The sequence below is a fragment of the Bacillus cereus group sp. MYBK108-1 genome, assembly GCF_051917185.1.
Lineage (GTDB): Bacteria > Bacillota > Bacilli > Bacillales > Bacillaceae_G > Bacillus_A > Bacillus_A cereus.
In genome coordinates, this window is sequence record NZ_JBQAHZ010000008.1 from 39396 (window position 1) to 60324 (window position 20929).

The following is a 20929-nucleotide window of genomic DNA, read 5'->3' on the forward strand; positions in this document are numbered from 1 at the left end:
AATACAGTAATTACAACTATCGAATTGGATGACAAGAGACTTACATTGTTGTAAGGATAATAGTTTAGTTTGTAATAAAGTGAAACTGTAATCAGTGGGGGGCTTACTGCCCGTTAATGCGGGATTTCAATTCTGAACTTTCTGTCGTTTTGAACTATAATTAGAAAGAGGGGGGATAATATGAAAAGAATTCTTGTTATTAGTGATATTCATGGAGAGATAGAAAAGTTCGAACATTTATTGGAAGAAGCTCAATATGATGCGAAACAGGATCAATTAATCTTACTGGGAGATTATGTAGATCGTGGTCCAAATGCGCGTGCTGTAATTGAAAAGGTAAGAGAATTGAAAAAAGATGGAGCACTCATTTTAAAAGGAAATCATGAAGATATGATGATTAAGGCGTTAACGACAAATGAGGAACGTTCATGGAACCATTGGGTAAAAAGAAATGGTGGAGATAAGACATTATATAGCTATGGATTTGTAGAAGAAGATATTGCGGTTAATGAGAAAGACTTCCAAAAACCGATTTTACACTCTCGTGTATTAGAGGAACATATAAAGTTTATTCAAGAATTAGATCATTACATTGAAACAGAAGAGTATATATTTGTACATGCTGGGGTTGAACCGATGAAACGAGTTTCTGAATCTGAACCATATACATTAATGTGGATCCGTAATGAATTTCATAATGGATATAGCGGTGAAAAGGTTATTGTATTTGGGCATACGGAAACAAAAACGCTTCATGGTAGTGAGGATTGCGGAGTGTATTTTGGTAGTAATCGTATTATTGGGATTGATGGCGGGGCTGTGTATGGCGGTCAGCTAAATTGTTTAGAGTTGCCGAGTAAAAAGGTATATGTAATAAAAAATTGAAAGAGATAAGAGGAATCTTATTTCTTTCAATTTTTTATTAAGCTAAATTTAAGACAAAGTTTTTATAATAAAACTTCAAAATTTTAGAAGGAAATAGTTAAAAATGAAATTACGTAATGTAACTACATTCTTTTGTTATGAAGAGAAGAAATGTAATAATAAATAGAATTGAACTATTTGATGGAAGGTGAGAGCATGCGTTTACTTGTAGTAGAAGATAATGCTTCGTTATTAGAGTCTATCGTACAAATTTTACGTGATGAATTTGAAGTAGATACGGCAATAAATGGAGAAGATGGATTGTTTTTAGCTCTTCAAAATATATATGATGCAATTTTGCTGGATGTGATGATGCCAGGGATGGACGGATTTGAAGTGATTCAAAAAATACGAGATGAAAAGATTGAAACACCAGTCCTGTTTTTGACAGCGAGAGATTCTTTAGAAGATCGGGTGAAGGGATTGGACTTTGGTGGAGATGACTATATTGTTAAGCCATTTCAGGCCCCTGAATTAAAAGCGAGAATTCGTGCTTTACTACGCAGAAGTGGTAGTTTAACAACGCAGCAAACAATTCGCTATAAAGGCATTGAATTGTTCGGAAAAGATAAAGATGTTCAAGTAGATGGAAAAGGTATGAAGTTATCATTAAAACAATATGAGCTTCTAGAGTACCTTGTTCAAAATAGCGGAAAGATTTTAATGCGTGAACAAATTTTTGATCGTGTTTGGGGATTTGATTCAGATACTACAGTAGCGATTGTAGAAGTGTATGTGCATCATTTACGTAAAAAATTAGAGCCATTCGGTTATCAGAAAGATATTCAAACCGTTCGAGGTATTGGATATATATTAAAAGAACAATGAAAAAAGGAAGTATGTTTCAAAAAACACGCATTCGTTTGACTATAGTGAACTCATTAGTATTTATTCTATTAATAGGTATATTAGGCAGTATTATTTATTCGTACACATACAAGCGTATTTATAGTGAAGTAGATCAATCTATAAAAATGATAGCTCAGTATAGAGAAAAATTAGATGTTAAAGTACCACCAAGAAAACGCATGGAGAATATCCAAATTGGAGATCCGCGAGTAACTAGAATAACTTGGAATGGGAAAATAGTGAAAATAGAGGGCGATAACCGTAAATTCCGTTCTATTTTTGAAGAGAATTTGGAAAGTTTTTCTCCCGAAAAATTAGAGGAGTTACAAGATATTGAAGTACAAGGACGATATTTTAGAGCATTTTCGCTTCAAAAAGATGGAGAAATAGTTCAAATCGTGCGAGATATAACAGCGGAAGAAGGAATGTTAAATACTTTATTTTTAATTCTCGTTATAGGTTGTAGCATAGGAAGCCTCTGTGCGATAGGTATTGGCTTTTTCCTAGCTGGTAGAGCACTTGTACCTATTCAAAGTTCATGGGAGAAACAGCAACAATTCGTTTCTGATGCATCACATGAACTCAGGACACCACTTGCAGTTATTCAATCAAAAACGGATGTTTTATTCCAGTCACCATCCGCTACGATAGAAGAAAAAGCGATGGATATTTCTACAATTTCAAAAGAATGTAGGCGGTTATCGAAACTCGTTAGTAATTTATTATTGCTAGCACGTTCTGATTCTAATCAAATTGAGATGGATAAGAAAATATTTGAACTTGATAAATTGTTAGAAGAAATAGTAGCTCCATATAAAGAGATTGCTTCTTATCAAGAAAAAGAAATGATGCTAAAAGTAGAACGTGGTGTATCTTTTATGGGGGATAGAGAGCGGATTCATCAAATGATGGTCATACTGTTAGATAATGCGATGAAGTATACAAACGAAGGTGGGCATATTCAAATTGATTGCACGCAAACGAGTAGTTCAATTCGCATACAGGTGAAAGATGACGGGATAGGAGTGAAAGAAGAAGATATTCCGAAATTATTTGATCGTTTTTATCAAGGGGATAAAGCAAGAAGTACGTCAGAAGGAGCTGGATTAGGTCTTTCAATCGCAAATTGGATTGTAGAAAAGCATTACGGAAAAATATCAGTAGAGAGCAAATGGGGAGATGGCACTTGTTTTGAAGTGATTTTCCCTAAAAACCAAAAAATATAAGTAAGAAGACGACCTTGTTTTTACAAGGTCGTCTTTTTTTAAGGGAAAGTTAAGAAACTATTTATATTATGTATGGCATAAAGAAAGTTCGTTACATGAAGAAGAGATTAGGTGTATGTGAGTGGGGTTTATCAATCATAATGTTATCTCAAGCAGCGATGAGATGTATGTATAGTATTAAAAAAACTAGGGGAATGATGGGAAAGAAAGTATAAGAGGGAGGAATTAATTTTGAAAAAGAAAATGATGACGGTATTCACTATTGGAGTAATGAGTTTAAGTATATTAGGGGGTGCCTCTCCTTCTGAAACACAAAAAGGAAAGACAGATTACACGCAGCGCAGTAAAGAACAATTGAACAATGGTAAGATACATGCAGTGCATACAGAAGAAAAAGCAGAGAAACTAGGTATTGAAACGGAAGGAAAAGAACAAATTACACTAGAAAAAGAAATTCATGAAACAGAAGTAGGAAGGGAAGCAGAGCAGTTAGGCATATCGATTGAAGGAAAAGATGTTGGGATGCTGTCAGAAGAAATCTATGAAACAAAAGTAAAGCAAGAAGCGTTAAAGCTAGGTATATCTATAGAGAATACATCAATTGTAGATTTAATTACTCAAATTAATGCGATTAAAATTAAAGATGAAGCAGATAAATTAGGTATTTCGACAGATGGAAAAGAAATCGAAGACATCGCGGAAGAAATCTACGGAAAGAAAGTAAGAGAAGAAGCAGGAAAGTTAGATATTTCTCAAAAAGGAAAAGAAATTGAAGAGTTAGCACAAGAAGTGTACGAACAAAAAGTACAAGAAGAAGCAAAAAAACATCATATTGATTTGTATGGTAAAGATATATATCAAATATTAAGAGAAATTAATGAACAAAAGGTGCTACAAATGGCAGATGAGCTCAATATGGATAAAATGAATATGAATATTCAAGAGTTAGCGGAAAAGATAAAAAAAGAGCAGCCTGAAAAAGGAAAAGAACTAAATTTTGTACCGATGATTCGAACGGATGCTGACGCATTTTATTCTTATTTAACGAATTAATAAGGGCGTGAAAGCGATAAGAAAATTGAAGTGGTATATATGTACAGCTTTACTAGGTACAGCAATATGGAGTGTATATACAAATGGAATTCCAAAGTATGTAGAGAAGTTAACATTCTCAAATATACAAAGAGGAAAAGAAACGGAGTTTAGTAATAACGATGAAAAAGTCATCTTAGCAAATGTTCCATTAATTCAGCAGTTACCAGAATTGGATAGAGGCTGTGAAGTGACAAGCTTAGCGATGATGTTACAATACGCTGGTGTTTCAGTGGATAAGATGACATTAGCAAATGAAATAAAAAAAGTTGATTTTATAGACGATGGTGTGCGCGGGAATCCAAATGAAGGGTTTGTAGGTAATATTTATACATTCTCTGAATCAGGGTACGGTGTATATCATGGGCCACTTTTTCAGTTAGCGGAAAAATATTTACCTAATAAAGCTGTAGACTTAACAGGGAAGAATATAGAAGAAATTTATAAGAGTATAAAAGCAGGACAACCGGTAGTTATGATTACGAATGCAACATTTGCACCATTAGATGAAGCTGAATTTACTACATGGGAAACAAATAGTGGAGATGTTTCTATTACGTATAATGAACATTGTGTTGTACTTATTGGGTATGATCAGGAATCTGTATATATTCGAGATCCACTTGAGGATAGCTTAGATGTAAAAGTACCGAGAGAAACCTTTGAACAGGCATGGGTACAAATGGGAAGTCAGGCAATTAGTTATGTAAAGAGCGCCAAATAAATTAGGACGAAGAGTTTTAGTAATATGACTATAAGGCGAAGGGTAAAGATTTGAGGATTATAAGAGAAGTTTTATAGAGTAGAAGCTGTTAAGAAATAAGAGAACTTTAGCATATATAATGCTAAAGTTCTCTTGTTTTTATGATTAAAATACTTATAGGGAGTAAATATGTAAAAATGCATAATTGAAGAAAAAATTACATTTTATCATTATATATTGTTTTATATATGTTAATTGTATAAAATGACACAAGTATCCACATTACATAAAGGAGGCTTATTATGCAAAAAATATTTAACTGGGTTAAATGTATGAGTATCAATAAAAAATTAATCATTTCATTTTTTATTATTTTAACTATACCAGGAATTATTATCGGTGGTGTTTCATATCAAACTGCCAAAACAAATTTTGAGCATCAAATGACAGATAAGGCAAAGGAGAATATTTCGATTTTAAATACTGTTATTTCTCAAAATATAGAAGAGAAATTTGTTGATGCGACGTACTTTGCAGACATCTTAACAGAGGATACATATCTAAATGGACAAGAAGAAATAGTAAGAACGAAGTTAGCACAATATATAAAGCTTCATCCAGAAGTAGAAGGTATTTATATTGGAACAGAGACGGGAAAGTTTATAAGAGAACCATTTATTCAAATGGCTGATGGGTATAATCCAACAGATAGATCTTGGTATAAAGAAGCACATGAAAATAAAGGGAAAGTAATTGTTACTGCGCCATATCAGTCAGCATCTACAAAAAATATGGTAGTGACGATTGCGAAAGAAGTAAAAGATGGTAAAGGTGTTATAGGAATTAATTTAAATTTAGATAACATCTTAAAAATTTCCAAAATGATTAACATTGGTGAAAAAGGTTATGCAGTTATTTTAGATCAAAATAAGCAAATTGTTAGTCATCCATCTAGAAAACCAGGTGCAAAAGTTACTGATCCTTGGATTAAACCAATTTATGAAGATAAACAAGGAAATGTGTCTTATACAGAACAAGATGATAAAAAGAATTTAATCTTTGCAACAAATGAGAAAACGGGCTGGAAAGTAGTTGGAGTTATGTTTGATGAAGAAATTACCCAAGCTGCGAATCCAGTGTTTTATAAGACTTTGATTGTTATTGCTATCGCTATTGCATTTGGTAGTATATTAATTTATTTCATTACAAAGTCTATTACAAGGCCATTACGAAAAATAGCTGAATCGGCATATAAAATTAGTAAGGGAGATTTAACAGAGAAAATTACAATCCATTCCAAGGATGACATAGGGAAATTAGGGAATTCATTTAATGAAATGTCTACGTCTTTACAAGATGTTATTACCCAAATTAGCTTTTCAGCAGAACATGTTGCAGCATCGGCAGAAGAGTTAACAGCGAGCGTACAGCAAGCAAATGATGCGACAGATCAAATTACAATTGCAATGGAACAAGTATCAGGTGGGGCTGAATCACAAAGTCAAGGTGTTGAAGAAGGTGCGGCTACATTGCAACAAGTAAATACAGCAATTCAAGATGTAACTGGAAGCGCAGAGTCAATTTCTATTTCCTCATTACATGCGCGAGAAAGAGCTGAAGAGGGAGAAGATTTAGTTGAACAAACTGCAAAACAAATGCAGTCTATTTCTAGGTCGGTATCCGAGTCAGATGCTATTATTAAACTGCTTGATGAGAAATCAAAGCAAGTAGGAGCTATTTCTGAAGCAATTCAAAACATCGCAACTCAAACAAACTTATTAGCTTTAAATGCGGCTATTGAAGCAGCAAGAGCAGGTGAACAGGGACGAGGATTTGCTATTGTAGCAGATGAGGTTAGAAAATTAGCAGAGCAATCAGGAGAGTCATCTGGAGAGATTGCAAATTTAATTGCAGAAATTAAGGCGGATATTGAACATACTGTTAAGGCGATGGATAATGTGAATGGAGAAGTTCAACAGGGCCTTGATGTTGTAACAAAAACGAAAGTAAGTTTTACGGAAATTTTAAGTTCTACTACACATATTGTTTCTCAAGTTAATCAAATGGTAGAAACAACGAAGAGAATTGCTAGAGATGCAAATGAAGTGACAAATGCTATTGATGAAATTGCAGCTGCTGCAGAAGAAAATACAGCTAGTATGCAAAGTGTTGCAGCTTCAACAGAAGAACAGGTTAATTCCATGGAGGAAATTAGTTCAGCTTCGCAAAACTTAGCTGAGATGGCAGAAGAACTACAAGCGATGACTAGTAAATTTAAAGTATAATAACAGCAGATAAGTAAGGTGAAAATAATATCACCTTACTTATTTTTCTATTCAGCAATTAGGGGAGTCATTAACGGGATGAAAAAAAGAAAAAGACTATGGAATTTATGGAAAACGATTACATTGTTAGTTTGTACAGTTGTAATTTTTTCTTTACTTGTGACAGATATATTAATTAGTCATAATGTAGAACGGACGACGGAGGATAGCCAAGCAGAGAAGGCAAAAACAATTGCACACATTGTGGCGAATGATTCGATTGTAATCGATGGTTTGGTTGGGAAAGCAGATACCTCTGCAATCCAAACGTATACAAATAGAATATTACAAAACACAGGTGTTCAGTTTATTGTAGTTATGGACATGAATGGAATAAGAAAGTCACATCCAAATCCTCAAAAAATAGGGCATCATTTTATTGGGGGGGATGAAGGGCCTGCATTGAAAGGAAAAGAACATGTATCGTTAGCAGAAGGAACTTTAGGTATTTCCATGCGAGTGTTTGTACCAATATTTTCTGAAACAGGTGAACAACTTGGAGCTGTGGCTGTTGGTATTTCAGCAGATAATGTAAAAGAGAGAGTTAAGGAAAGTAGACATATCATTTATATTGGTGTCGGAGTTGGTGTATTAGTCGGAATTATAGGAGCAATATTGCTAGCTAGACATATAAAGAAAAGTTTATTCGGTCTTGAGCCGCACAGGATAGCAAAAATTCTTGAAGAAAGAAATACGATGCTACAATCTGTAAAGGAAGGTATTATTGCTGTAGATAAAGAGGCTAGAGTAACATTAATTAATAATGAAGCGAAACGTCTATTTAAAAAAAGCGGACTTGAAGAAGATTTTATCGGTAAAGATGTTGAGTTGTATATGCCAAATTCACGTATAAAAGAAGTATTGCAAACGGGAGAAGTACAATTAAACGAAGAACAAAATATTTATGGAATTACGATTGTGACGAATCGAGTTCCTTTATATGTAAAAGGAGAAATAGTTGGTGCAATTGCAACATTTCGTGATAAAACAGAGATTGGAAAACTAGCAGAGGAACTAACTGGTATTAGACTATATGCAGAAGCATTACGGGCACAATCTCATGAGTTTATGAATAAGATGCATGTCGTATTAGGGCTTACACATATGAAGCAGTATGAAGAATTACAGAAGTATATAAGCGGCATGGTATCAGAGCATCAATATGAAATTGGTGGAGTTATGAAAAGAATAAAAAGTCCAGTATTTGCTGGTTTTTTACTAGGTAAGCTCAGCTATGCTAGAGAGAAAAATATAAAATTAATTATAAGTGAAGATTCTTATATGCCGGAAATAGATGATGAAAGTATTACTCATGAACTTATTACGATTGTCGGAAATTTAATTGATAATGCATTAGAGGCAGTTACGAATTGTGAAAAGAAGCGAGTTGAAGTTAAGATACAACATGGGGATATACTAACTATTACAGTACAAGATACGGGGAAAGGTATACAAGAAAAAGAAATAGAGGAATTATTTACGAAAGGTTATTCCACAAAGGGAGATAACCGCGGTTATGGTTTGTATCTTGTAAAAGAAAGTATACAGCGAATAAATGGGGAAATTCATATGCAGTCATTAGTAGGTAAGGGAACAACGATAACAATTGAAATACCTAAAGGTAGGGATGAGAGGAAAATATGATTAAAGTTTTAATTGTAGAAGATGACCCGATGGTAGCAATGCTAAATACGCATTATTTAGAGCAAGTAGGAGGATTTGAACTTGTTCAAGCAGTTAACTCAGTAAAGTCGGCGATCGAAATATTAGAGAAATCACGAGTAGATTTAGTATTACTTGATATTTTTATGCCTGAAGAGACTGGTTTTGAGCTTTTAATGTATATCCGGAACCAAGAAAAAGAAATTGATATTATAATGATTTCAGCTGTACATGATATGGGAAGTATTAAAAAAGCATTACAATATGGTGTAGTAGATTATTTAATTAAACCATTTACATTTGAACGATTTAAAGAGGCATTAACTATATATCGAGAAAAACTTACTTTCATGAAAGAACAACAAAAAATTAGTCAATCGGAATTAGATTCGTTAATTTTACAAAAAGAAAAAAGGGAGCCTACTGTCACGAAAGAGCTTCCGAAAGGGTTAACGAGGCAAACGTTGCAATTAATTTGGCAGAAGATCGAGTCGTTGAATGGAAGAGTGTTTACAACAGATGAAATGGCACAATTAGTTGGAATTTCAAGAGTTTCTATTCGAAAATATGTAATGTTTTTGACTGACATTGGAGTGTTAGAAAACGAAATGATGTACCAACATGTGGGCAGACCTGTAAGTAAATTAAGATGTGTTGATCAAAAGAAAATAGAGTTTTACGTATAAGCGACTTAATATAAGTCGCTTATACTTTTTTTAATTACAAAATCAATTACAAAACTTACAAAAACTATTTTTACTATTGAAAGCGTTTTAATATTGTTATTAAGAAAACGAGGGGGTGCCATATGGGAATTCAAAAGAATGTGGAAGCGGTATCATTTTCTGAAGGAAATGAAGTACAAAGAGAATCTTTCGCTTCTAAAATTATGAATGTAAAAATCGGTGTTATACCTTTACCGTTATATGTAGTATTGGCTGCTATTATTTATGGGGCATCTGTATATAATAAATTGCCAGCAGATATGATTGGTGGATTTGCAGTTATTATGATCATGGGGATTTTCTTAGGCGATATTGGGATGAGAATTCCAATTTTAAAAAATATCGGCGGTCCAGCAATACTTTCGTTATTTATTCCATCATTACTTGTATTTTTTAACTGGATGAATCCAGCTTCAATGGAAGCTGCGACTATGTTAATGAAAAAATCGAACTTTTTATATTTATATATTTCTTGTTTAGTAGTCGGAAGTATTTTAGGAATGAACCGTAAAGTGTTAGTACAAGGTTTCGTTCGCATGTTTATTCCTTTAGTAGTAGGGACGTTAGCTTCTGTAGCAGTAGGGTTATTGGTCGGTTCATTATTTGGATTTGAAATGAAGCACACATTCTTCTTTATCATCGTACCAATTGTGAGTGGTGGTATCGGGGAAGGGATTTTACCATTGTCGCTAGCTTATAGTGATATTTTAAATGAATCATCAGCGACGTTTGTATCACAGCTTATTCCAGCAGCTATTATTGGAAATATGTTCGCAATTGTAAGTGCAGGGTATATGAAGCGTTTAGGTGAGAAGAAACCGGAGCTTAGTGGTAACGGTGTATTAGTGAAAACAGACAATCAAGCAGAATTATTAAAAGAACAAAATACAGAGAAGCCAATTGACTTCTCATTAATGGGAGCAGGTTTATTAATTGCGTGTACGTTCTTCATCTTTGGAGGATTTGCTTCTAAGTTCATCGGTATTCCTGGGGCAATCATTATGATTTTCTCAGCAGCACTTGTGAAATACTTTAAATTAATGCCAGCAAAAATGGAGCAAGGAGCATTCCATTTATATAAATTTATTTCGAAGAATTTAACTTGGCCTTTAATGGTTGGATTAGGATTGCTATATATTCCGTTAAAAGACGTAGCAGCAGTTCTTTCAGTAGGATATGTTGTTGTGTGCGCATCGGTTGTTCTTACAATGGTAGCATCAGGTTTTCTTGTAGGGAAAGTGATGAAGATGTATCCAGTTGAATCGGCGATTGTAACTGGATGTCATAGCGGTTTAGGCGGAACTGGAGATGTTGCTATTTTATCGGCTTCAAATCGTATGGAATTAATGCCGTTCGCGCAAATTTCAACTCGTTTAGGCGGGGCGGCAATGGTTGTAACGGCGACAATATTATTAAAAATGTTTTCATGATCAAACAAGCTAGCTATATTCGTATAGCTAGCTTGTCAAATTAAGGGGAGATTATAAGTATGTTAGCAAATCAAATTAATGAAAGATCATTGTTATTGCATAAAGAATTAGTAGGGAAAATTGAAATTACAAGTAAAGTGGAGGTAAATTCAGCGGATGATTTAAGCCTGACGTATACACCAGGTGTAGCGGAGTCGTGTAAAGCGATTGCGGCAGATGAAGAAACAGTGTATGACTATACAGCACGTGGCAATATGGTGGCAGTTGTTTCAGATGGAACAGCGGTACTCGGTTTAGGAAACATTGGACCGAAAGCCGCTATGCCTGTTATGGAAGGAAAAAGTATTTTGTTTAAGAAGTTTGCGAATGTAGATGCTTTCCCATTATGTTTAGGCACAACGGATGTAGATGAAATCGTTACCCTTGTAAAAAATTTAGAGCCTACATTTGCAGGGATTAATTTAGAAGATATTGCAGCACCGCGTTGTTTTGAAATTGAAAAACGATTAAAAGAAGAAACGAATATTCCTGTATTCCATGATGATCAACATGGAACAGCTATTGTCGTTTTAGCAGCTGTTATTAATGCATTAAAAGTTGTTAGCAAACAAATGGATAATGTGAAAATCGTTATTAACGGTGCGGGTTCGGCAGGAATTGCAATTGGAAAATTATTATTAAAGGCTGGTGCAAAGCACATTACGTTAGTTAGCCTAGAAGGTATTGTTTGTGAAGGTGAAACATGGATGAACGAAGCACAAATTGAAGTTTCAAAAAAGACAAATCGTGAACATGTGCGTGGAACGTTAAAAGAAGCAATTCACCAAGCTGATATTTTTATTGGCGTATCTGCTCCTAACGTATTAACGAAAGAACTTGTACAGACGATGAATGAGAAAGCAATTGTGTTTGCAATGGCGAATCCAATTCCAGAAATCTTCCCTGAGGATGCATTAGAGGCTGGGGCAGCTGTAGTAGGAACTGGACGCTCGGATTATGCGAATCAAGTAAATAATGTATTGGCGTTTCCCGGAATATTCCGCGGTGCGTTAGATGTGCGCGCAACTGATATTACAGAAGAGATGAAATTAGCGGCAGCATATGGGATCGCTAACATCATTACTGATGAAGAACGTAATGCGAATTATGTAATCCCGAATCCATTAGATAAAAGAGTTGTTCCAAGTGTTGCAGAAGCAGTAGCGAAAGCAGCTATTGATTCAGGCGTGGCACAAATTACGAAAATACCACGTTATTAATAGCGAAAAGCAGTGCCTAAAAGGCACTGCTTTTTTGAGATAAGAAATCAAAATAATGAAGAAGTGTAGAATTATTTATGTTTCTTCACTATTTATTTAATTCCATTGCAACTTGTTTACCATTCACTAAAACCTCAGTTACTGCTACGATCACTTCTATCATTTTTTTCATCTCTCATCTCTCATCTCTCCTCGTTTCATTTCTTACTTTAAGTATAAGAGAAGAGAGATAATTCAACTATCGAAGTACATGACGTAGAAATTACATTGTTGTAAGAAAGTGGTTTATTTTTGTCACTTTACTCAGCAGTGATTACAAACTGATCATAATATTTTTCATTCACATATATATTTAATAACCATAATCCAGATGAAGGTAGTGACATAGTGAGAGGGAGTTCGCTTGTAGTAGAATCGATTGTATTTGAAGTAGTCCAAGTTTGTTTGGAAGTTTCTTTTTGAAAGAGTACTGGTGTTGGAGTTACAGATCCTTGTTTTAGCGCAATAATAGACAATTTTCCAGTTGGTATTTCAGAATCTAGAAAGTACCACATTATTTCATTTTGTTCATTTGCGATAATAGGACTATCAGCCATTGCGACTTTACCTTCGATGCCTTTTAAAGGTATTTTTCCGTCTATGAATGAGGGTGCTTCTTCCCAATTTACATCTTTTAAAACACTAAGGTGAAAGAAGGAAGGTGCGTTCACTTGAGTGGATGACGTTGCTATTACGTCTTTTTTTTGTTCTTTTGAATCCGGTTGCGTTTGTGTGCATCCAGTGATGAGGAAGGAGAGAAGTAGCATAGTTCCGATTTTTTTCATGGTGCCACACTCCTAGTTTTTATTGTTAGTGTAATTGTATTTGCTAGAAGGCGGGACAATTCCTTTAAAGTATAAAAAGAGGTCGTAAGTTTTGTACGACCTCTTTTGACATTTTTATCCCGTAAAAGCCCGATTGGTGTAGGTTAATAATTAGTGGGAGATAGTCCCCACTAATTAAAGTTTCATTTTATATTTGTTCCGTTGTATAGGTTGGTTCGGTTTCTTTTTGAGGCATCGTCAAAAAAATAACGGACAGAACGATACATACGCCGCCTAATAATTGATATGTTCCAAAAGATTCATTTAGCCAAGTGATTGAAACGATGGCAGCTACAAGGGGTTCAATGCTAGATAAAATGCTTGTTTCTGTTGCTGCTAAATATTTAAGACTACCGATATATAGAAGGAAAGAAAGGGTACCACTAATAATGATAAGAATAAGCATAGAAAAAGTTTTTAGTGTAAGGGTTTGTGAAAATTGATTCCACCCGAATGAACGATTATAAATAAGTAGTGCAATTCCTCCGATTAACATCCCCCAACCAATTACTACAGTTGTCCCGCATTCTTTAATGAGAGAAGCCGGATGAAGGGTATAAAATGCAAATCCGACTGCTGTTAATAGTCCAAAAATAATAGCTTCTTTGGATAAAACAATATTTTCAATTGAGCCATTTGTAATAATAAAGTATGTTCCTATTAGCGCGGCTATAATTGCGAATAGTTGCATGGAAGCAGGGAATTTTCTTTGTTCAAATGCAACATACATGGTAATAAGAACAGGACCTAGAAATTGAAATAGCGTTGCTGTGACTGCATTACTAATATGAACCGTTTCGATAAAGGCGTATTGCGCACCGAGCATGCCGAGAATAGAAAAAATAATAAGTTGTATAGAATATCTAGGGTGTTTCCAAATTTGAAATATGTTTTGTTTCTTTATAAGTAAGAAAGACAAAATAAATATTCCTGCAAGCAACAATCGAATTGTTAAAAAATCAATTGAGGATACATTAGTATGCTGAAATAGCCACTGAATCATTGGACCAGATAATCCCCATAATGTAGCCCCTGTAATAATCATAATAAGTCCGATACGTCTACCATTGTTCATTATCATGTTTCTCCTCTCCGGTATTTGATTTTTTATGTGTGACATGATAAAAGGAATTATATATAAAATCTGGTACTGTAAAAAGTATCAGATTTTAGTTTTATTAAGGGGTCAGATATTATGTTAGAATTAACGCCTAATTTAAATATGAATAGTAAAAAGGCATTGTATGTGCAATTGTATGAGTATATAAAAAAAGAGATTAAAGATGGATCGATTGTCCCTTTTACGAAATTACCGGCTAAGCGAAAGTTAGCGATACATTTACAAGTAAGTAAAAATACAGTAGAGGCAGCGTACGAACAATTACTTGCAGAAGGTTATATTGAGTCGATATCGAGAAAAGGCTATTTTGTATGCAAAATTGAGCAAATGGCTCATGTAGAGGATAGTGGAGATAGAATAGAAGAAGTACCGTTTCAGGAGAAGAGTTATAAATTTGATTTTACACAAACAGGAATTGATACAAATGCTTTTCCATTCAATATGTATCGGAAAATTGTAAATGAAATATGGCAGCCGCATAATAACGAACTTCTCTTTCTAGGACACCCTCAAGGAGAAGCGAGCTTAAGAGAAGAGATTACGAATTATTTGTATGAATCTAGAGGTGTACGTTGTTCAGCTAGTCAAATTGTATTAGGAGCGGGAACACAAATATTAGTGAAACTATTGTTTCAATTGTTAAAGGGAAGCAATTATGCAGTTGAAAACCCAGGGTATCATAGAAAGATGGTTGTTTTTGAACAGGGAGAAGCAAGAGTCCAAATGTTATCTTTAGATAGAGATGGAATTTGTATTGCAGATTTAGAAAATAGCAATGCGAATGTTGTATTTGTTACACCTTCCCATCAGTTTCCATATGGAATGATTATGCCTATTACGAGAAGGATGCAGCTTTTACAATGGGCAAAGAAAGAAGAGAGCAGGTATATTATTGAAGATGATTACGATAGTGAATTTCGCTATTCTGGAAAGCCTATACCGGCGCTGCAAGGGTTAGATACAGAGGGGAAAGTTATTTATATGGGGACGCTATCTAAAGCATTATTGCCATCGCTACGGATGAGCTATATGGTGTTGCCGAAGAAATTAATTAAAAAGTATCAACAGCAATATTTATTTTATACACAAAGTGTTTCAAGAATGGACCAAGAAGTGATTAGAAGATTTTTAAATGAAGGCTATTGGGAAAAACATATTCATAAAATGCGTGTCGTCTACCGAAAGAAGAGAGATCGACTTGTTTTTGAAATAGAGAAGTATTTCTCTAATCGTGTTGAAGTGATAGGAGAAGATTCGGGATTACACATTTTATTAAAAGTGCATAATGGAATGCGGGAAGAAGAATTAATTCAAGAAGCTGCGAAACATAGTATCAAAATATATCCTGTGTCTACGTACTATAAAGACGGTACGGCGCCTGAGAATGTAGTTTTACTTGGGTTTGCGATATTATCAGAGGGTGAGATTGCGAAAGCGATTCAATTATTACACACGGCATGGTTTACAAGAAAGTAAAAAACATCCTCCAAACATGAGGATGTTTTTTATTATTTATTTTCATCTAAGAATAAGACCATATGCTCTTCGTCCCAATATTGTCCGTTATATTTTAATGAACGTTCTTGTACACCGAATGTTTTAAAACCTAATGATTCATAAAGTTTTTTCGCTCCATCATTGCCAACAACAACATCAAGCATAACTTGTTCTACTTCTAAAGATTTAGCAAGCTCAAGACATTCTTTAATAAGTGCTTTTCCTGCTCCAAGTCCGCGTGCTTTTGGAGATACATATACAGAACCGATTTTAGCTTTATGTTCTTGTTTTACATATGGTTTCGTTTCCAGTGTTGCAACCCCGATTAATTTTCCATCTTTAAATGCACCTAGCGTATAGTTTTCGTCTTGTGCTAATTTTTGTGCTTTATATTCAATCGCACACTCTTTATTAATAATATCTTCATAAGAAGAGCTGAATGCTTCAGGGTTTTGCTTTAATCCTTCTACGCGAAGTTCTAAGTAAATTTCTGCTTCGTCTTTTGTTAATACATGGATATCCAATTATATCACCCTCCAAATCTTTGCAAATGTACCTTTATTTTATATTGAAATAAGAATAATTTCAAAAGCTTAGCTTATATGAGCTGTTGTTATGAACAAAATAACACCAGTAGTGTTTACTACTACTGGTGTTTTCACACGCATATTATTCAAAAGGTAGCTCGATTATAAAGTTTGTTCCCGCTCCTAATTGGCTTGTTACTAGAATAGAACCGTTATGCAATTCTACAATTTCTTTTGCAACAGCTAGCCCGATGCCTTTTCCGCCTGTAGCTCGTGTTCTGGATTTATCAACACGATAAAAACGGTCAAAAATATGCGGGATATCTTCTTCAGGAATACCTTCACCTTCATCTTGTACACTTATTGTAAAAGAATCTGTTTCCATGAGTACACGTATCGTAATAGATGTGTTTTCTGGCGAATGTTGATAAGCGTTGTGTAATAAATTTAACATAACTTGTTCCATACGTCTTTCGTCTATGCAAACTTCTAAATCATCTTTGCAATATACATGAAGTTGCATTTGCTTATTTGTTAATGTTGTTTTTGTTTTTTCAACCATTCGTTCTAAAAATGGCTGAAGAAGCACTTTTTGTTTTTTTATAACAAATTGGTGTTGTTCTAATTGTACAAGCATAAATAAATCTTGGACGAGATCGGTTACACTATCCGTTTCATCCTCAATAATTTGTAAGTATTCTTCTCGCTCCTCTTTTGTTAAAGAGTCTCTCTTTGCTACCTTCGCATAACCTTTCATATAGGTCAATGGAGTTAATAGTTCATGAGCGACACTAGCGAGAAATTCATTGCGCTCTTTTTTCATATACGTAAGTTCACTCGATAAATCTTCAATTGTTTTTGCTAAACTTCCGAGTTCATCATTTCGTTTAATACCTAATTGAATTGGCTTGTTTAATTTTGACATTTTTTCTGTCGCTCTCTTCATTTTTACAAGTGGTTCTGTAATAACGCGTGAAAAAACAAAGACAGAAATTGTTGTTAAAATAATTGTTAAAACGCTAATGATAAGAAATTGGTTCATGAGTTTAAGTAACATATTTTCTAGGAAAGATGTTTTTAATAACATATATAGCTTTCCTTGAAACTTTGTTGTGTTAAGTGGGCTTACTGTTGTGATGAACTTTGATTTTTTCCAGTTCCTTTCAACGACCAATCCGCCATCTGGGACAGTTTCTGTTTTACAAGTAAGTTGTTTTTGCATATCTTTTGTTACGGGTTCTGAGGTGGAAATAATTTTGCCGTTATGGTCAGTAATAATGATAGCTATATCGGAGTTAGAAATTGATTCCGATTCAACTAAGTGTGCAGCCTCATTCGTAATATCGAACTCAGGGTACACAGGACGTTTAGGATTTTTATTATGTTCAGCGTGTTTCATTTCTTTATAATATTCATCCCGTCTCTCGCGGCTTTTAATTTTTTTACTATAGCGATTACCTTTCTCTAAAAGAGCATCTGTTTCCTCTACAATACGCATTTTTGAAAGGCTTTTATAAAAAGATACGAAGGCAATTGTTTCAATACATAAAGCTAATATTAAAAAGTATGTCCCAATTTTAAGGGAAAGTTTACTCATTTTTTCACCATACCTTATTCATAATAAAGAGTCAGTGGTATACGATTTCCCACTGACCGAAGTAATTATTCACTTTTCCATTTATATCCGACTTTATAGACCGTTTCTAGGTAATCTTCAATAGGAAATCCTTTTTTGCGTAGTTTATCACGGATATTACGAATGTGTGAATCAATTGTTCTATATTCGATATCTGTTTCATAGCCCCAAATTTTTTCGATTAAATCATCTCGGCTATAAGCACGGTTTGTATTTTGTAAAAATAGTCCGAGTAACGAAAATTCGATAGGAGTTAATGAGATTTTTTCATCATAAACTGTGACAGTATGTTTCGTTTTATCCCACTCAATACCATTGAAACTAACAAAGCCATCTTTTTTTGTACGGCGTAATATAGCCTCGATTCGTGCGACTAATACATGCTCATCAAATGGTTTTGTAATATAATCATCTGCGCCCATCGTGAGGCCTTTCACCATATCGTAGTTTTGGTTGCGAGCTGTTAACATAATGATAGGAACGTTGGAAATTTGACGAATTTGATAGCAAGTATCCCATCCATCCATACTTGGCATCATAACATCTAATAAAATAATATCGAATTCTTTTTGTTCGATTAATTTTAGTGCTTCAAGGCCAGAGGTAGCTTTCATACAAAAATAGCCGCGAGGGCTTAAGAACAGATCTAATAATCGTAACATACGTTCTTCATCGTCTACTAATAAAATTTTTACCATAATCTTGTGCACCCCAAACTGTTCATTCTACTTGTATAGTTTACATGAAAATAATAAAAAACTCTTTTTATGTGATTGAATGGAGGGCTGATTTTTTCGCTCAGAGTAATTGACATAAAAAATGCACTAGTTTTGCACAACTATTTTTTATAATAGAAAACGTAGCGACACAAAATACCCTATGTTGCGACATAACGTCATGTCATTTTATTTATAAAATGACAATTCCATTCTATTGTGTATGTGAGATAGAGAGGGTTTTCGTATTCACCTCGCATCGGATAAGAAAAATTTCCTATCTCACACTTTTTTTAAAAGGAGATCATACACATGAATTCAAAAGAAGAAATTTCAAAAAAAGAAAAGCAAGATCGTAATACGGTTGTCATGTGCATTGCCGTATCTATGGTTATTATTATAAGTTGTGTAAATAAAATTTTGGGGATTTTATAATATAAAAAAAAGCTTATTGCTTCTTAAGAAGTAATAAGCTTTTTTCGTTGTTAGGGGGAGTATTTCTATATAATAAACCAAGGTAAAATTGCTAATCCAGAAGTTATAATTGCTGTAGTAAATATTAAAAGCATAGCTCGTTTGTTTTGTTTCATGTCACATTCTCCTTTACATATCAAGTACATGCGATCAGTGTGAGATGTGGTTCCCCACTGAGTAAAGTTTCACTTTATATTTTTAGTATAATGAATGGAAAGGTTTGGTACGATCGATAAAGGTGACATGAAGATTACATTGTTGTAATGAAAAAAGCATCTTTCTTAATAAAAAGATGCATTTGGAAAACTATATTGAAGTATTAATCATTTAAGAACAGAACCATATGTTCCTCGTCCCAATATTGACCGTTATGTTTTAATGAACGCTCTTGTACGCCGTAAGTCTGGAAACCTAATGATTCATATAATTTTTTGGCACCAGCGTTACCAACTACAACATCGAGCATAAGTTGTTCTACATGTAATTTATCGGCATTTTCAATAATTGCTTTAATAAGAGCTCGTCCTGCTCCAAGGCCACGCGCTTTTGGGGAAACGAAAACGGAACCGATTTTTGCTTTATGTTCTTGTTTAATAAAAGGCTTTGTTTCTAAAGTAGCAATGCCGATTAAATCATCATCTTTGAAGACCCCTAGAGTATACTTATCCGGATTGCTTAATCGTTTTGCCATAGCAGCTACAGGATCCTCATGTTTCAAAACATCTTCATAGGAAGAGCTAAAAGCTTCCGGGTTCTTCGTTAAACCTTCCATACAAACTTTTAAATATATTTCTGCGTCCTCTGTCGTTAATAAGCGAATTTCCATAGTTGTAACCTCCTTGGTCGATTTCAAATAAAATAAATCCATTACTTTTATAAAAGTGTGTATGTGTTTTGTTAGCAGTCTCTTTTAATTTGTAAAAGAATGAAAAGATATATGCTACAATGTTTTGTTTTTTAATATGTAATGAAATTATATATTAACTTTATTAACTATTCAAGTCTTTAATATATTACATTTTCATAACTAAAATAACTCCTCAATTGAGGAGTTATTTTAGTTATTCGATTGATAACCATCAATTCGATGTGGATGTGTGTAAATATTGCAGGATTCATTTCTGATAAATCCTACGACTGTAATGCCTAAATCGTGAGCGAGTTGCAATGCTAGTTTTGTTGGGGCAGATTTAGATAGAACAATTTCACATCCGATTTTTGAAACTTTGAGTAAAATTTCAGATGAAATACGTCCGCTAAATGCGATAATTTTTCCTTTAACAGATATATCGTTGCGCAAACAATGACCATATATTTTATCTAATGCATTATGTCTTCCGATATCCATTCTTGATAGAAGGATATTATTTCGATCACATAGCGCGGTATTGTGAACACCACCAGTTTGGCGAAAGGTAGTGGAAGATTGTTGTAAAGTATTCATTAAGTAAAAACATTCTTCAGGAGTAATTTTTACGTGTATATCATGTAAGTCTTTTGCTTTTGCTGCGTCGTTTACGAAAATAAAACCTTGTCTACCTTTTCCGCAGCAAGAAGTGACGTATCGTTTATTATATAAAGTTTGATAGAGTGGATTCACTTTTGATGATTTTACATGGACAATTCCGTTATCTTTTTGAACCCATAGTTCTTCAACATCGTTATAGGAAGAAATAATCCCCTCAGAAATTAAAAAACCAATTACCATATCTTCAATATAATTTGGTGTGCATACGACTGTTACATATTCTTCACCATTCAATTTAATAGTAATAGGAGATTCTGTAACAATCTCATCCAGTTGTTTTGAAAATGTACCAGATTGATAACGTACAATTGTATAAGTCTCTTGCGTAGGCCCCATATTTAATTCCCCTTTTATATGTATTTCTCTCCCACATT

The 20929-nt window shown here is 34.1% G+C and carries 19 protein-coding genes and 1 pseudogene; 13 read left to right on the top strand and 7 right to left on the bottom strand.

Annotated features, from left to right (window positions below):
* Nucleotides 1-180: 180 nt before the first annotated feature.
* The 11 genes and pseudogenes from ACTFSL_RS13680 to ACTFSL_RS13730 all read left to right on the top strand — a co-directional run bounded on the left by ACTFSL_RS13680 (nt 181) and on the right by ACTFSL_RS13730 (nt 12194).
* Nucleotides 181-885, top strand: coding sequence for a metallophosphoesterase family protein (locus ACTFSL_RS13680; protein WP_000821949.1), 705 nt, complete (start codon nt 181-183; stop codon nt 883-885).
* A gap of 195 nt (nt 886-1080) precedes the next feature.
* Entirely contained in the window at nt 1081-1752 is a 672-nt protein-coding gene (locus ACTFSL_RS13685) for a response regulator transcription factor (RefSeq protein ID WP_001238621.1), read from the top strand.
* Nucleotides 1749-2999, top strand: a complete 1251-nt coding sequence (locus ACTFSL_RS13690) for a sensor histidine kinase (RefSeq protein WP_000715835.1) — start codon at nt 1749-1751, stop codon at nt 2997-2999. The genes ACTFSL_RS13685 and ACTFSL_RS13690 overlap by 4 nt, the downstream gene beginning before the upstream one ends.
* Nucleotides 3000-3230: 231 nt before the next feature.
* Nucleotides 3231-4052: a transporter gene (locus tag ACTFSL_RS13695; RefSeq protein ID WP_440041856.1), complete on the top strand. Its 822-nt coding sequence runs from the start codon at nt 3231-3233 to the stop codon at nt 4050-4052.
* Between the two features lie 7 nt (nt 4053-4059).
* Nucleotides 4060-4815 carry a C39 family peptidase gene (locus ACTFSL_RS13700; RefSeq protein ID WP_440041857.1) on the top strand — a complete coding sequence of 252 codons (756 nt, stop codon included), beginning with the start codon at nt 4060-4062 and terminating at the stop codon, nt 4813-4815.
* Between the two features lie 422 nt (nt 4816-5237).
* Nucleotides 5238-6140 (top strand): annotated as a pseudogene (locus tag ACTFSL_RS13705) (HAMP domain-containing protein); the annotation flags it as partial.
* 120 nt (nt 6141-6260) lie between these two features.
* Entirely contained in the window at nt 6261-7079 is an 819-nt protein-coding gene (locus ACTFSL_RS13710; protein ID WP_440041906.1) for a methyl-accepting chemotaxis protein, read from the top strand.
* A 78-nt stretch (nt 7080-7157) separates the two neighbouring features.
* Nucleotides 7158-8762, top strand: a complete 1605-nt coding sequence (locus ACTFSL_RS13715) for a sensor histidine kinase (RefSeq protein ID WP_440041858.1) — start codon at nt 7158-7160, stop codon at nt 8760-8762.
* A complete protein-coding gene (locus tag ACTFSL_RS13720) occupies nt 8759-9466 on the top strand; it encodes a response regulator (RefSeq protein ID WP_061456756.1) in 708 nt (235 codons plus the stop codon). Before ACTFSL_RS13715 ends, ACTFSL_RS13720 begins: the two co-directional genes overlap by 4 nt.
* 122 nt (nt 9467-9588) lie before the next feature.
* The gene (locus ACTFSL_RS13725; protein WP_000512722.1) at nt 9589-10935 is read left to right on the top strand and encodes a 2-hydroxycarboxylate transporter family protein; all 1347 of its coding nucleotides are present in this window, start codon (nt 9589-9591) and stop codon (nt 10933-10935) included.
* A 59-nt stretch (nt 10936-10994) separates the two neighbouring features.
* A complete protein-coding gene (locus ACTFSL_RS13730; RefSeq protein ID WP_000880780.1) occupies nt 10995-12194 on the top strand; it encodes an NAD(P)-dependent malic enzyme in 1200 nt (399 codons plus the stop codon).
* 299 nt (nt 12195-12493) lie between these two features.
* On the opposite strand, the gene ACTFSL_RS13735 is transcribed toward ACTFSL_RS13730, so the two are convergent.
* The gene (locus tag ACTFSL_RS13735) at nt 12494-13018 is read right to left on the bottom strand and encodes a DUF4871 domain-containing protein (protein WP_061456757.1); all 525 of its coding nucleotides are present in this window, start codon (nt 13016-13018) and stop codon (nt 12494-12496) included.
* Nucleotides 13019-13205: 187 nt separating this feature from the next.
* On the bottom strand, nt 13206-14132 hold the full coding sequence (locus ACTFSL_RS13740) for a DMT family transporter (RefSeq protein WP_061456758.1): 927 nt from the start codon (nt 14130-14132) through the stop codon (nt 13206-13208).
* 120 nt (nt 14133-14252) lie between these two features.
* On the opposite strand from ACTFSL_RS13740, the gene pdxR reads away from it, so the two are divergent.
* Nucleotides 14253-15653, top strand: coding sequence for a MocR-like pyridoxine biosynthesis transcription factor PdxR (gene pdxR / locus ACTFSL_RS13745; RefSeq protein WP_025710215.1), 1401 nt, complete (start codon nt 14253-14255; stop codon nt 15651-15653).
* A 32-nt stretch (nt 15654-15685) separates the two neighbouring features.
* Here pdxR and ACTFSL_RS13750 read toward each other — a convergent pair whose 3' ends face one another.
* From ACTFSL_RS13750 to ACTFSL_RS13760, 3 genes are all read right to left on the bottom strand, one after another.
* On the bottom strand, nt 15686-16198 hold the full coding sequence (locus ACTFSL_RS13750) for a GNAT family N-acetyltransferase (protein ID WP_000351212.1): 513 nt from the start codon (nt 16196-16198) through the stop codon (nt 15686-15688).
* A 145-nt stretch (nt 16199-16343) separates the two neighbouring features.
* Nucleotides 16344-17798: a HAMP domain-containing sensor histidine kinase gene (locus tag ACTFSL_RS13755; RefSeq protein ID WP_000041024.1), complete on the bottom strand. Its 1455-nt coding sequence runs from the start codon at nt 17796-17798 to the stop codon at nt 16344-16346.
* A 65-nt stretch (nt 17799-17863) separates the two neighbouring features.
* Nucleotides 17864-18535 (bottom strand): response regulator transcription factor, encoded by a 672-nt coding sequence (locus tag ACTFSL_RS13760; protein ID WP_000238957.1) that lies wholly within the window; start codon nt 18533-18535, stop codon nt 17864-17866.
* A 330-nt stretch (nt 18536-18865) separates the two neighbouring features.
* Here ACTFSL_RS13760 and ACTFSL_RS13765 point away from each other — a divergent pair, with 330 nt between their 5' ends.
* A complete protein-coding gene (locus tag ACTFSL_RS13765; protein ID WP_061456759.1) occupies nt 18866-18988 on the top strand; it encodes a hypothetical protein in 123 nt (40 codons plus the stop codon).
* 358 nt (nt 18989-19346) lie between these two features.
* On the opposite strand, the gene ACTFSL_RS13770 is transcribed toward ACTFSL_RS13765, so the two are convergent.
* Together ACTFSL_RS13770 and fdhD are read right to left on the bottom strand one after the other, a co-directional pair.
* On the bottom strand, nt 19347-19853 hold the full coding sequence (locus ACTFSL_RS13770) for a GNAT family N-acetyltransferase (RefSeq protein WP_000405868.1): 507 nt from the start codon (nt 19851-19853) through the stop codon (nt 19347-19349).
* A 231-nt stretch (nt 19854-20084) separates the two neighbouring features.
* Nucleotides 20085-20891 (bottom strand): formate dehydrogenase accessory sulfurtransferase FdhD, encoded by an 807-nt coding sequence (fdhD, locus tag ACTFSL_RS13775; RefSeq protein WP_061456760.1) that lies wholly within the window; start codon nt 20889-20891, stop codon nt 20085-20087.
* Nucleotides 20892-20929: the final 38 nt, after the last annotated feature.